Source organism: Micromonospora zingiberis (assembly GCF_004331455.1).
GTDB lineage: Bacteria > Actinomycetota > Actinomycetes > Mycobacteriales > Micromonosporaceae > Micromonospora > Micromonospora zingiberis.
In genome coordinates, this window is the sequence record NZ_SJJR01000004.1 from 278123 (window position 1) to 293317 (window position 15195).

The 15195-nt window shown below is 70.5% G+C and carries 10 protein-coding genes; 4 read left to right on the forward strand and 6 right to left on the reverse strand.

The window, feature by feature from the left end; all coding sequences use genetic code 11:
• Positions 1-15 precede the first annotated feature (15 nt).
• The 4 genes from E0H26_RS08900 to E0H26_RS08915 form a co-directional block, all read right to left on the reverse strand.
• Positions 16-1632, reverse strand: a complete 1617-nt coding sequence (locus E0H26_RS08900) for an ABC transporter substrate-binding protein (RefSeq protein WP_240742080.1) — start codon at positions 1630-1632, stop codon at positions 16-18.
• A 68-nt stretch (positions 1633-1700) separates the two neighbouring features.
• Entirely contained in the window at positions 1701-2633 is a 933-nt protein-coding gene (locus tag E0H26_RS08905) for a carbohydrate ABC transporter permease (RefSeq protein ID WP_131303068.1), read from the reverse strand.
• On the reverse strand, positions 2630-3613 hold the full coding sequence (locus E0H26_RS08910) for an ABC transporter permease (protein ID WP_131303069.1): 984 nt from the start codon (positions 3611-3613) through the stop codon (positions 2630-2632). Before E0H26_RS08910 ends, E0H26_RS08905 begins: the two co-directional genes overlap by 4 nt.
• Positions 3610-5997 (reverse strand): beta-xylosidase/alpha-l-arabinosidase, encoded by a 2388-nt coding sequence (locus tag E0H26_RS08915; protein ID WP_131303070.1) that lies wholly within the window; start codon positions 5995-5997, stop codon positions 3610-3612. The genes E0H26_RS08910 and E0H26_RS08915 overlap by 4 nt, the downstream gene beginning before the upstream one ends.
• A 294-nt stretch (positions 5998-6291) precedes the next feature.
• Between E0H26_RS08915 and E0H26_RS08920 the strand changes: the two genes are divergently transcribed.
• From E0H26_RS08920 to E0H26_RS08930, 3 genes are all read left to right on the forward strand, one after another.
• Positions 6292-7323: a LacI family DNA-binding transcriptional regulator gene (locus E0H26_RS08920; protein WP_131303071.1), complete on the forward strand. Its 1032-nt coding sequence runs from the start codon at positions 6292-6294 to the stop codon at positions 7321-7323.
• A gap of 22 nt (positions 7324-7345) precedes the next feature.
• Entirely contained in the window at positions 7346-8377 is a 1032-nt protein-coding gene (locus tag E0H26_RS08925; RefSeq protein ID WP_131303072.1) for an acetylxylan esterase, read from the forward strand.
• A 318-nt stretch (positions 8378-8695) separates the two neighbouring features.
• A complete protein-coding gene (locus E0H26_RS08930; RefSeq protein ID WP_131303073.1) occupies positions 8696-10132 on the forward strand; it encodes a glycoside hydrolase family 10 protein in 1437 nt (478 codons plus the stop codon).
• Positions 10133-10201: 69 nt separating this feature from the next.
• Here E0H26_RS08930 and E0H26_RS08935 read toward each other — a convergent pair whose 3' ends face one another.
• Positions 10202-11803 (reverse strand): RICIN domain-containing protein, encoded by a 1602-nt coding sequence (locus E0H26_RS08935; protein ID WP_131303074.1) that lies wholly within the window; start codon positions 11801-11803, stop codon positions 10202-10204.
• 286 nt (positions 11804-12089) lie between these two features.
• Positions 12090-13412, reverse strand: coding sequence for an extracellular catalytic domain type 1 short-chain-length polyhydroxyalkanoate depolymerase (locus tag E0H26_RS08940; protein ID WP_131303075.1), 1323 nt, complete (start codon positions 13410-13412; stop codon positions 12090-12092).
• A 182-nt stretch (positions 13413-13594) separates the two neighbouring features.
• Between E0H26_RS08940 and E0H26_RS08945 the strand changes: the two genes are divergently transcribed.
• Positions 13595-15193 (forward strand): glycosyltransferase 87 family protein, encoded by a 1599-nt coding sequence (locus tag E0H26_RS08945; RefSeq protein ID WP_131303076.1) that lies wholly within the window; start codon positions 13595-13597, stop codon positions 15191-15193.
• Positions 15194-15195: the final 2 nt, after the last annotated feature.

The window sequence follows — 15195 nt, forward strand, 5'->3', positions numbered from 1 at the left end:
CGGACCGGCCGGACATCAGTTGTGCTCGTCCCGGTAGCGCTCGTACGCCTTGTTCACCGTGTCCAGGTAGGCGTCCATGTTCTTGCTCTTCAGCTCGTTGACGTAGGCGTCCCACTGGCCGAAGTCACGCTGACCGAGGGCGAACTGCAAGGTCGCCTGGTACACGTGGTCCTTCAGCGGCGTCTCCCAGAGCGACACCTGCTCCCGCTCCTCGTCGCTGAGCGGGAACGGCGGCGGCGGTGACTTCGGCGTACGGGCATTCATCACCTGCTGGAACTCCTGCTCCTCGGGGGAGAAGAACGCCTGCACCAGCTCGGGCTTGCCGCCGTAGGCGAAGACCCCGTTGGCGAAGCCGAAGTCCTTCTGGAGGTGCTTGGGCGCCCCCGGGTTGAGGCCGATCATGTCGACGTCCGCAGCGAGGGTGGCCTTGCCGGCGGCGTCCTTGACGAAGGTGGTGCCCTCCACGCCCCACCTGGCGAACTCCTGGCCCGCGTCGGAATACCAGAGCCAGTCGACGAACTGCATCATGGCCACGAAGTTCTTGCTGTCCCGGGCCTTCGAGGAGATCATCATGCCGTTCTCCAGCCGGCTGGCCGGGTTGATCTCACCGGCCGGGCCGATCGGCAGCGGGATCTTGGCGATCTTCGCCTTCGGGTTGGTCGCGGCCAGGTCCGGCCGGTAGTCGTTGACCACGGCCTGGGCGTTGGCGCCGATCACGAACGACTTGCTGTTGGCCAGCTTCTGCCGGGCCGCGTCGTCGGTCTGGGTGAAGCTCTCCGGGTCCAGCAGCTTCTCGGCGACCAGCTTGTTGAGGTACTGCAACAGCTGCTTGTACTGCTCGGTGGCGCCGGTGTACTCGAACTTCTGCGTACCGGCGTTCCAGCTCACGTGCTGGAAGTTCCAGCCCGCGCCCTCCAGGCCGTACGAGACGGCCAGCAGGTTGAGCAGGTTGCCGGCCGGGTTCGGCTGGCTCCACCGGTCGGAGAACGGGTAGACGTCCGGATAGGCCGCCTTCATCGCCTTGAGCACGGTGTAGAGCTCGTCCCAGGTCTTCGGGACCGCCAGGTTCAACTCTTCGAGGATGTCGGTGCGGACCGCCAGCGAATAGTCGTGCCAGGGCTTCTCGTGCAGACCGGGCAGCAGGTAGAACTTGCCGTCCTGCTGGCGCAGCGTGTCCATCTCAGGCTTCAGGTTCCACTTCTCGATCTTGTCCTTGAGGTTCGGCATCAGGTCGAGGTAGTCGCTGACCGGCAGGATCGCCCCCGAGGAGACGTAGGCGTGCACGTCCGGCGGGTAGGTCTTCGGGATGAGCAACGGCGCGTCGCCAGCACCGATCAGCAGGCTCCGCTTCTGGTTGTAGTCGCTGAGCGGCACGGCCACCGGCTCCAGCGTGACGTTGGTCCGCGACTTCAGCTCCGACCAGAACAGCCAGTCGTTCTTCAGCGGGTAGTTCGGGTGGTTGTTGTAGAGGACGGAGAAGGACACCGGCTCGGTGGCCTTGAACTGCGAGCCGATGGCGTAGTTCTCCATCGCGCCGACCCGGTTCTCCGAAAGATCCTGGGAGTCGGCGGAGTCGTCGCTACAGGCGACCAGGCTGGCGGCGGCGAGCAGGGCGGCAGCGGCTGTCGCCACGTGGCGCCACGATCTGCGGAACATGGCGGTCCTTTCCAGGTGGTGGTGGGGACGGGGGAACACGCTGGCTATCCCTTGACCGCGCCGAGCATGATGCCGCGGACGAAGTACCGCTGGACGAAGGGATAGACCAGCAGGATCGGCAGGGTGGTGAGCACGATGGTCACGGCCTTGAGGGTCGCCTCGGCCTGCACCTCGTTGGCCTCGGCGATGGCGCCGACGTTCTCCGCACCGGTGGCCCCGGCGATCAGGTTGCGCAGGTAGACGGTGACCGGCCACAGTTCCTGCCGGTCCAGGTAGAGGAACGCGGCGAACCACGAGTTCCAGAACGCCACCGCGTAGAACAGCACCATCGTGGCGACGATGGCCTTCGACAGTGGCAGCACGATCCGCCACAGGATGCCGTACGTGCTGAGCCCGTCGACGGCGCCGGCCTCCTCCAACTCGCCCGGCAGGCTCTCGAAGAACGCCTTCATCACCAGCAGGTTGAACACGTTTATCGCGTTCGGCAGCGCGATCGCCCACACGCTGTTCTTCAGGCCCAGGCTGGTGACCAGCACGTAGTTGGGGATCAGCCCGCCGGAGAAGAACATCGTGAACACGGCGATGCCGACCAGCACGCCCCGCCCCTTGAGCTGCTTCTTCGACAACACGTACGCGTAGCAGGTGGTCATCACGATCGAGATGACCGTCGCGGTGACCGTGTACACCACCGTGTTGCGGTAGTTCGTCCAGAACAGCGAATCGGAGAGCACCAACCGGTAGGTGTCCAGCGTGAACCCGCGCGGCACCAGGTTCACCTGGCCGGCGATGATGTACGCCTCGTGGCTCATCGACCGGGCCACGATGTTGACGAACGGGTACAGCGTCACCACCACGACGATGGTCAGGATGACCGCGTTGACCACCTGGAACACCCGGTAGCCCCGGGTCTGCTGGATGCCCCGGCGCCGGCCGGGACGCGGTGCCGTCTCGGCTGGCCGGGCGGCCTCGACGCTCACCACAGGCTCGTCCCCACCGTACGGCGGGCGATCAGGTTCGCCGACAGCACCAGGATCAGCCCGATCACCGCCTCGAACAGCCCGATCGCGGCGGCGTAGCTGAAGTTGCTGGACGCGAAGCCCATCCGGAACAGGTACGTGGAGATGACGTCGGCGGTCGGATAGGTCAGCGGGTTGTACAACAGCAGGATCTTCTCGAAGCCGACCGCCATGAACGTGCCGATGTTGAGGATCAGCAGCGTCACCATGGTCGGCCGGATGCCGGGCAGCGTCACGTGCCAGGTCTGCCGCCACCGGTTGGCACCGTCGATGCGGGACGCCTCGTACAGGTCGTCGTCGATGGTGGTGAGCGCGGCCAGGTAGAGGATCGTGCCCCAGCCGACGGTCTGCCAGACCTCGGAGGAGACGTAGATGGTCCGGAACCACTCGGGTTGTTGCAGGAACGGGATCGCCTCGCCGCCGCCCGCGCGGACCAACTGGTTGACCGTGCCGTCCATGGAGAGCAGCTGCATGACCATGGCCGCCACGATCACGATGGACAGGAAGTGCGGCAGGTACGACACCGACTGCACGAACCGCTTGAGCTTGCGGGCGCGTACCTCGTTGAGCAGCAGCGCCAGCACGATCGGCAGCGGGAAGCAGAACAGCAGCGTCAGCGCACCCAGTACCAGGGTGTTGGTGAAGACGTTCCAGAACGTCGGGTCGGCGAGGAACATCTTGAAGTACCGCAGCCCGACCCAGTACTCGCCGAAGATGTTGCCGCCGGGCTGGAACCGGCGGAAGGCGATGACGTTGCCGAGCATCGGCAGGTACCGGAAGATCAGGAAGAACAGCAGCGGCAGGATCGCCAGCGAGTACAACTGCCAGTCCCGGCGCAGCGCCCGGCGCCAGGTCCGGCGGGGTGCCCGGGGTGCGCCGGGTGGCCGCCGCGCTGGCGGTGCCGGTGGTGCCAGCGCTGGCGGCGGTGCCGCCGTACTCATCGCCGGTCCTCCGCCACGGGGCGCACCGTCGCCCGGGACACCAGCTCGCGATCGTGGCCGACCTCGCGTTCGTCGCCGACCAGCCGCAGCGCCAGCCGCGCGACGAACTCGTCGCTGGAGCGGCCGAGGCGAAGCTCCACCGCACCGGGCTCCACGATGCGTCGGCCGTGCACGCCGACGAACGAGGTGACGTCGGCCGGTACGTCGAAGGTGACCCGCGCCGCCCGGCCCGGCTCCACCGGCACCCGCGCGTAGCCGACCAGGCGGACCACCGGTCTCGTGGTCTGCGCCACCGGGTCGTGCAGGTAGAGCTGGACCACCTCGCTGCCGGCCCGTGACCCGGTGTTGCGGATCGTCACGCCGACCGTCACCTCCCCGTCGACCGGCCAGCGCACCGGCTCGGCGGAGGCGCCGGGCGGGTCGCCCGTAAGCTCGGCGTCTGTCCAGTCGAAGCTGGTGTAGCTCAGCCCGTGGCCGAACGGGAACGCGGACGTGGGATCCACCGACGACACCTGGGTGCGACGTCCGAGGATGGGGGAGAGGTAGGTGGCGGGCAGCCCACCGGCGTGCCGGGGCACGCTGACCGGCAGCCGTCCGGACGGATTCACCGCACCGGTGAGCACCTCGGCCAGCGCCTGCCCGCCGAGCTGACCGGGGAAGAACGCCTGCACGATCGTGGCGGCGGCGTCCACCTCCGGGCCGAGCGCGTACGGGCGGCCGGAGAGCACCACCAGTACCACCGGGGTGCCGGTGGCCAGCACCGCGCGTACCAGTTCGGCCTGCACCCCGGGTAGCCGCAGGTCGGCCGCGTCGCAGCCCTCGCCGGAGGTGCCCCGGCCGAACATGCCGGCGCGGTCGCCGACCGCGAGCACGCACACGTCGGCGTCGCTGGCCGCCGCGACGGCGGCGGCGATTCCGGAGGTGTCGTCGCCGGTGATGGTGGTACCGGGTACGTGGGTGAGGCGCGGGTGCAGTCGTTGCAACGCCGCGCGCAGCGACGGGATCTCCACCCCGACCCCGTGCTCCGGGTACTGCACCCCGACGTGCAGCGGGAACGAGTAACAGCCGAGCATCGCCATCGGGTCGTCGGCGACCGGGCCGACCAGCGCGACGTGCTGGTCGGCGGCGAGCGGCAACAGCGCGTCGCGATTGCGCAGCAGGATCACCGACTGGCGGGCCAGCCGCAGCGCCACCTGCCGGTTCTCGTCGTCGTCCAGGCACAGCTCGTCGACACCGGTCGGCAGCTCCCGCCAGTCGCCGTCGAGCAGACCCAGCTCGATCTTCTGGATCAGCACCCGGCGCAGGGCCCGGTCGACCAACTCCTCGTCGACCGCGCCACGACGTACGGCGGCGACCAGCGGTGCGCCGTAGGCGTCCATGGTGGGCAGTTCGACGTCGATGCCGGCGCGCAGCGCGAGCCCGGCCGCGGCGCTGGCGTCGGCGGCGACACCGTGCAGGGTCTGGAGGAAGCGGACGGCGAAGTAGTCCGCGACCAGCGTGCCGGTGAAGCCCCACTGCTCCCGCAGCAGCCGGGTCAGCAGGCCCTCGTCGGCGGCCACCGGTACGCCGTCGATCTCGGCGTAGGAGTGCATGACCGACCGTGCCCCGCCCAGCCGCAGCGCCATCTCGAACGGAGGCAGGATCACGTCGCCCAGCTCGCGGTGGCCCATCGACGTCGGGGCCAGGTTCCGGCCGCCCCGGGAGGCCGAGTAGCCGGCGAAGTGCTTCAGGGTGGCCACCACGCCGGCCCGCTCCAGGCCGCGTACGTAGGCCGCACCGGTGGTGCCGACCAGGTACGGGTCCTCGCCGATCGTCTCCTCGGTCCGTCCCCACCGGTAGTCGCGGGTCACGTCGAGCACCGGGGCCAGTCCCTGGTGTACGCCAACCGCCCGCATGGACCGGCCGATCCGGCCGGCCATCTCCTCGACCAGGGCGGGGTCGAAGGCCGCACCCCAGCACAGCGGCGCGGGGAAGACGGTGGCCCGCCAGGCGGCGAAGCCGGTCAGGCACTCCTCGTGGACCTGGGCCGGGATGCCGAACCGGCTGGCCGCCACGATCTGTGCCTGGGAGGCGGCAAGGGACCGCGCGCCACCGGCCGGGTCGACCGGCGCGGTGCCGAACGGCCTGGTCAGCTGCCCCAGACCGGCCCGGATCGCGTCCGGCCAGGGCGGGGTGTGCTCGACCATGTCGGTCTGGTGCGGCGCGACGCCGTCGCCGGAGGCGTCGGCGCCGACCCAGAGGCCCACCAACTGCGCGACCTTCTCTTCCAGCGACATCAGTGGGATGAGTGCCTCGGCCCGTTCCTCGGGCCGCAGCGCCGGATCACGCCAGCGCTCGGCATCCGATGACGCCGGTCGATCGTCGACGGGTAGCTGACTTGTCATGCGAACCCCTCCGGCCGCGCCCGGGAGGTCGTCCCGACGGCTCCACCTGCCGTCGCGGAGCACGGCGATCATCGAAAATTTCGGAAACCCGTATGACACCTGTGTCGGGAACCTAAGTGCGTCGATGAAGCCATGTCAAGGACTGGAAATCCACTGTCCACGGTGGCACGGTGGTGCGGGTAAGCGATTGCCTGTCGATCCTGGCCGTCGCCGATGTCATCGACCGACGTCATCGGCGATCGGTTGCGGTGCAGTTGAGATCCCGAAATTTTCGGGCCGGTTACAGAGGAGCCGATGACTGGGAACCGCTCGCCGGCGGAGCTCGGCGCCACGACGATCGCGACCATCGCGCAGGAGGTCGGCGTCTCCTCGGCGACGGTGTCCAAGGTCCTCAACGGCCGGTCGGACGTCGCGGCCGCCACCCGGGCCCGGGTCGAGGCCAGCCTGGAGCGGCACCGCTACCGCCGCCGGACCCGGCGTACGGCCGGCGACGGCCAGATCGACCTGGTGTTCCACGAGTTCGGCTCGGAGTGGGCGCTGGAGATCATTCGCGGGGTCGAGGCGGTCACCACGGCCGACGGACTGAACGTGGTGCTCTCGCAGCTCGACGGTGCGCGCCGACCGCCGCAGCCCTGGGTGGACGCGATGATCGCCCGGCGGCCACTCGGCGTGCTGCTGGTGATGTGCAACCTGACCGACCAGCAGCGGCGGCAACTGCGCCGACAGGCCATCCCGGTCGTGGTGGTCGACACCGACAGCGCGAGCGCGGCCTCGGGTCCGACCGTCGGGTCGAACAACTGGAATGGTGGCCTGCTCGCCACCCGGCACCTGTTGGATCTCGGCCACCGCCGGATCGCGATCGTCTCCGGGCCGCAGGACGTGCTCTGCGCCCGGGCCCGCACCGCGGGCTACCGCTGCGCCCACGAGGAACTCGGCGTGCCGGTCGATCCCCACCTGGTCCGCTCGGGAAACTTCCACCTCGACGCCGGCTACACCCACGGCATCGAGTTGCTGAGTCGCCCGGACCGGCCGACCGCCGTCTTCGCCGGTTCCGACCTGCAGGCGATGGGGGTGCTCCGGGCCGCCCGGCAGCTCGGTCTGGACGTACCAGCCGACGTGTCCGTGGTCGGCTACGACAACCTGCCGGTCTCCGCCTGGATCGGCCCGGCGTTGACCACGGTGCACCAGCCGTTGCGGGACATGGCCGGCACGGCGACCCAGATGCTGCTCGACCTCGCGCGTGGCGTCGCCCTACCCACCAGCCGGATCGACCTGGTCGCCGAACTGGTGGTACGCGAGAGCACCGCCCCGCCCCGGCGGCGCTGAGCAGAGAAGGTGCGAGGAGCGCATGCCCCTGTTCGACCTGCCCCTGGACCAGCTTCGGCAGTACGCCCCCACGGTGGCCGAACCCGGCGACTTCGACGCCTTCTGGCGTACCACACTGGGCGCGGCGGCAGCCGTGCCGGTGCTGGTCGACGTGCGTCCCGAGCCGACCGACCTGCGCCTGCTCGACACCTGGGACGTGACCTTCGCCGGGTTCGCCGGTGACCCGGTCCGGGCCTGGTACACCCGGCCGGCCGGGGTGGCCGACCCGTTGCCGGTGGTGGTCGAGTACGTCGGCTACGGTCGCGGCCGGGGCCTGCCGCACGAACGGCTGACCTGGCCCGTGGCCGGGTACGCACACCTGCTGGTGGACGCCCGGGGCCAGTCCGGCCAGTACGGCGTGGGCGACACGGCCGACCCGCACGGCAGCGCGCCGGGTGGGCCCTCGCCGGTCACCCGTGGCATCCTCTCGCCGGAGGGGTACTACTACCGTCGCCTCATCACCGACGCGGTACGGGCCGTCCAGGCGGCCCGGGCCCTACCGGCGGTCGATCCCCGGCGGGTGGTCGTCGCCGGCAACAGCCAGGGCGGCGGGCTGGCCCTCGCGGTCGCCGGGCTGGTGCCGGATCTCGCCGCCGTCGTCGCCACCGCGCCGTTCCTCTGCCACATCCAGCGCGCCATCGAGATCACCGACGTCGGCGTGTACGGCGAGATCGTCAACTATCTCGCGGTCAACCGGGAGGCCGAGGCGGCGGTACGACACACCCTCTCGTACGTCGACGCGGTGCACTTCGCCCGGCGGGCCAACGCCCCGGTGCATCTCGGCATCGGGCTGCGCGACATGGTCTGCCCACCGAGCACCGGGTTCGCCGCCTTCAACCAGTACGGTGTCGCCAGTGGGGGACCGATACCGGCGCGGACGGTGCACGTCTACCCGTTCAACGGTCACGAGCACGGCGACGCGGTCCACGTACGACGTCAGCTGGGTTGGCTCGCCGGGCTGCTCGGTGCGCCGACCGACGCACCTCGGCCGGCCGGGGCGACGATCACCGGCTGATCTGTCGGCGGGGCCGGGACCGAAACTTCCGGTCGCTGCGGTCCGGGTCAACTGAGCTGTCGGCTGTGGTTTACTGCGGATCGAGGCCGGTGCGGCTGAGTCCGCCTCGGTCCACAGAAGACAGTCGGGCACGTTGAGCTTACGGATGTGTTTCGATACTGTTTTCGATAGAACAGCCTCGATCTACTCATGGTGGCCGGCTGAGTGCGCCGGCCCGCGCGGCATCCGGGCGACCGCGCGGGCGACGGAAGGGTCGCCGTGTTGGGCAGTAGTCGGGGCCGGCTCCCATCAGCACGGCTTCGTCGAAAGGCTCATGCCATGAACAACGCCTTCGCCCGCGCCAGCGGGCGCCCGGCGACCCGACTGCGATCGCGCACCGCGCTGGTCTCGGCCGTGGTCGGTCTCGCCCTCGTCGCCACCAGCGTGGTGGTGGCCTCCAGCGCCAGCGCAGCGACCACCCTGGGTGCCTCTGCGGCGGAGAAGGGCCGCTACTTCGGAGCCGCGGTGGCGGCGAACAAGCTCTCCGACTCCACCTACGTCGGCATCCTCAACCGCGAATTCAACTCGGTCACCCCCGAGAACGAGATGAAGATCGACGCGACCGAGCCGCAGCAGGGCGTCTTCAACTTCACCAACGCGGACCGGATCGTCAACCACGCCACCTCGCGCGGCATGTCGGTACGCGGCCACACCCTGGCCTGGCACTCCCAGCAGCCCGGCTGGATGCAGAACATGTCCGGCACCGCGCTGCGCAACGCGATGCTCAACCACGTCACCCGGGTCGCCAGCTACTACCGTGGCAAGATCCACTCCTGGGACGTGGTGAACGAGGCGTTCGCCGACGGCAGCAGCGGCGCCCGGCGCGACTCCAACCTCCAGCGCACCGGCAACGACTGGATCGAGGCGGCCTTCCGCGCGGCCCGCGCCGCCGACCCGGGCGCCAAGCTCTGCTACAACGACTACAACACCGACGACTGGACCCACGCCAAGACCCAGGCCGTCTACCGGCTGGTGCAGGACTTCAAGCAGCGCGGCGTGCCGATCGACTGCGTCGGCCTCCAGTCGCACTTCAACCCCAACTCGCCGTACCCGAGCAACTACCGCACCACGCTGTCCAGCTTCGCCGCCCTCGGGGTGGACGTGCAGATCACCGAGCTGGACATCGAGGGCTCCGGCACCGCGCAGGCCGAGACGTACCGCCGGGTGGTCACCGACTGCCTCGCGGTCGCCCGCTGCACCGGCATCACCGTGTGGGGGATCCGCGACACCGACTCGTGGCGCTCCGGCGGCACCCCGCTGCTCTTCGACGGCAGCGGCAACAAGAAGCCGGCCTACAACGCCACCCTGGAGGCGCTGAACGCCGGTGGCACCACCCCGCCGCCCACCACTCCGCCGCCGACGACCCCGCCGCCCACCACTCCGCCGCCGACCACTCCGCCGCCCACCACTCCGCCGCCCGGCGGTGCCGGCTGCACCGCGTCCATCTCGCTGAACTCCTGGACCGGTGGGTTCGTCGCCACCGTCCGCGTCACCGCCGGCTCCACCAGGCTCAACGGCTGGTCGGTGGCGATCGCGATACCGGGCGGCAGCACGGTGACCAACACCTGGAACGCCCAGGCCAGTGGCAGCAGCGGCAACGTGACGTTCCGCAACGTCAGCTACAACGGCAGCGTCAACCCCGGAACCACGACCGAGTTCGGGTTCCAGGGCAACGGTGTCGGCCCCACCGCCACCCCCACCTGCACCGCCAGCTGATTTGAAAGGAAGGGCCCCTTCCTAACGCCTCGTGCATAGGAAGGGGCCCCTGTTAACGCGGCGGACCGCTCAGCAGCGGCTGATCGTCGAGTTGCTCAGCACCACGCCGCTGATGGTCAGGTTGGTCGTGCAGGGGCTCTCCAGGATCCGGCTGTTGACCAGGGTGAAGTTGCGCAGCGCGATGTCCCGGTTGCCGGGGAACTCGGTACGCGCGGCCAGCCGCACCTCGCCGCCGCCGCTGATCGTGCCGCCCCCGGCGGCGATGTCCACCCCGGCGCAGTTCTCGATGAGGATGGCGTTGTTGCCGGTGTTGGCGAGGTCGACCCGGTTGACCGCCAGACCACCGGACTCCGAGACGCAGAAGATTCCCCGGCCACCGCCGCGCGCCCGTACGGTTCCGACCCGGATGTTGGTCGGGTAGCCGGAGCCGACCCGGCCGGCCCGGTTGGCGATCCGGAACGCCGCGTACCCGGTGCCGGTCCCGGCGTTCTCGGCGTCGACCGTGGTCACCGTGGCGTTGATGGTCTCGTTGAGCAGCAGCCCCGATCCACCCACGTTGCGCGCGGTGACGTTGCCGACGGTCAGCCCGTCCACGCCGTAGGTCTCCACCCCGTGGCTGCCGGCCCCGGAGACGTACACGTTGTCGATCCGGACGTTGCGGCTCCACTGACTGGTGTCGCCCCGGTTGTCGATCCGTATCCCCAGCCCGCCGGAGAGTCGCAGGTCGAGTTGGCCGAGTACGACGTTGGTAACGTTGCGCAGGAAGACGCCGTACAGGGGCGAGCCGGTGACGCTGAGATTCTGCACCTCGACCTGGGTCGTGCCGCGCGAGTAGATCGGCGCCTGGTCACCGCTGCCGGTGCCGGTCACGTTGATGGTGCCGCACACGTCGATCGTGGTGTAGCTGGGCAGTGAGATGCGGGATCCCGCGCTGATGGAACCGGAGCCGCGGACGACGACCCGCTGCTTGCTGGTCCGGCCGGCGGCGAGGCTGTCCACCGCGGCCTGCACGGCCGCGCGCATGTCGCCGCCGGTGTACACCGTGCGGCTGCCGTTGCGGGCGGTCCAGGTGCCGCCGCCCCACACCGCCTCGGCGTGGAACGTGCCGCCGCCGCAACCGCTGGCACCGCCGAGGGCGACCAGCCGCCACTGCTGGTTCGCGCCGTTGAGGTCCTGGTACTGCGAGATCATCGCGCCGTCGGCGGTGGACCAGCCCCACAGGTCGAGCGCCTTGTTGGAGTGCCGGTTGACGAACCGGACGTGGCCGCCGTCGGAGTCGGCGAGCCGGAAGTGCTGGCGGGTGTTGCCGCTGGTCGCGGCGTTCTGCACGAGCTGTACGCCGTCGGTGGCGTTCGGCAGTTCGAGGACCTTGCCGCTGTGCACCGAGCGGATCTGGTAGTAGCCCCCGCCGACGTCGACGAAGCGCCACTGCTGCGCGGCGGTGTCGTTGCGGGTGAACTGGTTGATCGGGGCGTGGTCGGCAGTGGACCAGTTCCACAGGTCCATCGCCTTGCCGCTGTGCCGGTTGACGAAGACGTACGTGGCAGCCGGGTCGACGGTGGCGGCCTGCGCCGCCGGCGCGGCGACCGTCGCACCGGCGGCGAGCAGGGTCAGCGTGGTGCCGGCAACCAGCCAGCGGCGAGTTCTTCGTGGCGTCGTGCTGGACAGCATGCGAGCTTCCTCTCGGTACCTGGATCAGGTGGTGGAGTGGTCGGGGCAAGCGCTTGCCCCGACCGGCAGAGTCAGACGCCGACCGCGCGACGCCGACCCCGCGCGGCGTCAACCCCGCGCGGCGTCGACCCCGCGCGGCGGCAGGCCGGCGCGGCAGGCAGGCCGCGCGGCCTCGGCCCTCACGGCGGCGGGCGTCCGGGGCCGGGGAACCGTGCCGGTGCCCGCGCGGCACGCAGCCACGCGAGCACCGGCACCGGGTACGCCGGCTCAGCCGGCGCGGTCCCGGTCAGGCGATCGAGCAGGGGGTGCCGTTGAGGGTGAACGAGGCCGGTCTGGCGGTGTTGCCGGTGTGGTTGGCCTGGAACCCGATGCTGGTCGAGGCGTTCGGCGCGATGCTGCCGTTGTAGGAGACGTTACGTGCGGTCACCGCGCCGGAGGTCGGGGAGTACGTCGCGTTCCAGCCGCTGGTGATGGTCTGCCCGGCGGGCAGCGTGAAGGCGAGACTCCAGCCGTTGACGGCCGTGGCGCCGGTGTTGGTGATGGTCAGCGAGGCGGTCAGCCCGGTGTTCCAGGCGTTCACCACGTACCCGACCCGGCAGCCCGTGCCCGGCGGCAGCGTCGGGGTCGGCGGGGCGGTGGGGGTGGGCGTCGCCGTCGGGGTGGGCGTCGGCGGCGGGCTGGTCGGTGCCGTGCTGTCCAGGCCGAAGAAGCGGATGGCCTGGGCGGCGTCGACCGGCAGGTTGTGCGAGACACCCTGCATGCTGATCGCCTCGACCGGCGCCTGCCCGCCGGAGCCGCCGTAACGGGTGCGGGTGTAGCCGGCCTGCGGGCTGTCGGTGAAGGTGGGGGTCTGGCTCAGGCCGTGCACGTTGGTCCACTGCTTGACCTGCTCGCCGAAGTTCGGATAGCGCAGCACGTCGTCGTTGGTGCCGTGCCAGGTCTGCATCCGGGGGCGCGGGCCGGAGTAACCCGGGTACGCGTTACGGACCAGGTCACCCCACTGCTGCGGGGTACGCACAAGCTGCCCGTTGGCGCACTCGCTGTTCCACTCCGAGCCGTTGGTGGTGGCGAAGCAGCCGAACGGTACGCCCGAGAAGGCGGCGCCGGCGGCGAAGACGTCGGGGTAGAGCCCGAGCATCACGTTGGTCATCATCGCCCCGGACGACACACCGGTGGCGAAGATCCGGGCCGGGTCGACGGAGTAGCGGGCCCGGACATGATCGACCATCGACATGATGCCCACCGGGTCGCTGCCGCCGCCACGACGCAGTGCCTGTGGCGAGGAGACGTCGAAGCACTGGCTGCTGCGGGTCACCGACGGGTAGACCACGAGGTAGCCGTACCGGTCGGCCAGGGCCGCGAACTGGGTACCGGAGTGCAGGGCCGGGCCGGTGCCGGTGCAGTAGTGCAGTGCGACCAGCAACCCCGGCCGGGGTGCGACCCGATCCGGTACGTAGAGGTACATGCGTAGGTTGCTGGGGTTGGTGCCGAAGTTCGTCACCTCGGTCAGCGTCGCCGCCGACGCCGGGGCCGGCACCGACAGCGCGGCCAGCGCCGCGAGTGCGACGGCCGCCACGGCGGCCCAGCACAGTTTGATCGCCTTCTTCATGGAGCGTGCTCCCTCGGGACGGGAGTGGACAGGGCGGTGTTCCGATCGAGGGCTGCCCGGTGCCCGATCTCGTCCGGCTCAGGAACATCGATGATTATCAGTGTCGGAGGGCCGCGGTGACAAGCCGCCGACCCGCGTCGCGGGGGGCAGCCGGCACCGGCCGGTTCCCCTATCCTCGGTCCATGCGGGACCGACGGGTCGTACTGCTCTGGGCCGCGTTCACGCTGACCGCCCTGGTGTCCGTCGCGCTCGTGTTGAGACGCCCGGACCGCCTGTCGGACCTGCACATCTACTACGGCGCGCTGGCCGACCTGCGGGCCGGCCGACCCCTCTACGAGTACGCGGCGGCCAACGGCGGGCCGTTCACCTACCCGCCGTTCGCCGCCCTGGTGCTCTGGCCGATCACCGCCCTACCGCTCGGCGTGGCCGAGGCGATCTGGTTGGCGGCGACCTGCCTGGCCGCCATCGCCATCGCCGTGCCGGTCGGCCTTACCCTCGCCACCGGGGTTCCCGGCCGGCGGCTGGCGGTCCCAGCGGTGGCCGCCGTGCTGATGCTCTCCGCCCCGGTGCAGAGCAACCTGCGCTTCGGCCAGGTGAGCATCTTCATCGTGCTGATGGCGTTGCTCGACGCCATCGGCCGACCGTCGCGCGCCCGGGGAGTGCTGGTCGGCGTGGCGGCGGCGATCAAACTCACCCCGCTGTTGTTCGTGGCGTACTTCCTGGTGTGCGGCCGGTACCGGGACGCCGCCCGCGCGCTGGCCACCTTCGCCGGCTGCGCCGCCCTGGCCCTGCTCGTGCTGCCGCAGGAGAGCCTCACCTACTGGGCGGGCACGGTGGCGCAGACCTCCCGGATCGGCAACCTGGCGTCGCTGGGCAACCAGTCCGTGCACGGCATGCTGCTGCGCCTGGGCGTGGACCAGGGCACCCTGCCGGTGATCTGGGCGGCGCTGGTGGCCGGCATCTGCGCGGTGGCGTTGCTGCGGGCGCGGCAACTGGCCGGCCAGGGTCGACCCGGCCATGCCGCGGTGCTCGTCGGCTGCGCCACCGTGGTCGCCTCCCCGGTCTCCTGGACCCACCACCAGGTGTGGTCGGTGCTGGCGGCGATGCTGCTGGTCGGTGCCGCCGGGGTGGCCCAGCGGGTGGCCGGCGCCGCGCTGCTGGTGACCATGGTGCTCTCGCTGGGGGTGGCACTCGGGCCGATCTCGATGCGGCCCGGGGTGCAGTTCCTGCTGGAGAACGCCCGCACGCTCGGCGTGTGCGCACTGTGCCTGGCCGGCTTCGGCGCCGTCGCGGTCGCCGCCGGCCGACCGGACCGTCGTGCGGTCGCCGCGCGGGCCTGGCTGCGGGTGGGCGTCGCCGTCGCGGGCGTGCTGGCGTTCTTCGCCGTGCAGCCGCTGCCCGCCGGAGCGGATCCCACCTTCAAGACGTACCGGATGCAGGACGTGGTCAACCCGCGCTACTTCTTCGTCTGCCGGGACGCGGCACAGTGCGCCCGCTACCAGACGGCAGCCCCGGTCACCTTCGACACCCGCACCGAGAAGACCAAGGTACGCGTCAACGGCGTGGTCTCCGACCAGGTGCAACGCCTGGAATACCACTCCGCGCCCGGCGGTCCGCCGCGCGCCATCGCGCTGCTGGCGGCCTATCCGGGCGTACGCACCTTCTCGTTCCGTTCGGCGACCATGAACCACGGCCGGCTGGTGGCGTACGGCGCTGACGGGCGGGAACTCGCCACGTACGACGACGAACTCGCCGCCGCCCTGCGTGCCCGACGCCCCTGAGC

Coding starts and splice junctions, on each gene's coding strand:
- E0H26_RS08910 (WP_131303069.1), bottom strand. CDS start 3,613: ATGAGTACGGCGGCACCGCCGCCAGCGCTGGCACCACCGGCACCGCCA.
- E0H26_RS08915 (WP_131303070.1), bottom strand. CDS start 5,997: ATGACAAGTCAGCTACCCGTCGACGATCGACCGGCGTCATCGGATGCC.
- E0H26_RS08920 (WP_131303071.1), top strand. CDS start 6,292: ATGACTGGGAACCGCTCGCCGGCGGAGCTCGGCGCCACGACGATCGCG.
- E0H26_RS08925 (WP_131303072.1), top strand. CDS start 7,346: ATGCCCCTGTTCGACCTGCCCCTGGACCAGCTTCGGCAGTACGCCCCC.
- E0H26_RS08930 (WP_131303073.1), top strand. CDS start 8,696: ATGAACAACGCCTTCGCCCGCGCCAGCGGGCGCCCGGCGACCCGACTG.
- E0H26_RS08935 (WP_131303074.1), bottom strand. CDS start 11,803: ATGCTGTCCAGCACGACGCCACGAAGAACTCGCCGCTGGCTGGTTGCC.
- E0H26_RS08940 (WP_131303075.1), bottom strand. CDS start 13,412: ATGAAGAAGGCGATCAAACTGTGCTGGGCCGCCGTGGCGGCCGTCGCA.
- E0H26_RS08945 (WP_131303076.1), top strand. CDS start 13,595: ATGCGGGACCGACGGGTCGTACTGCTCTGGGCCGCGTTCACGCTGACC.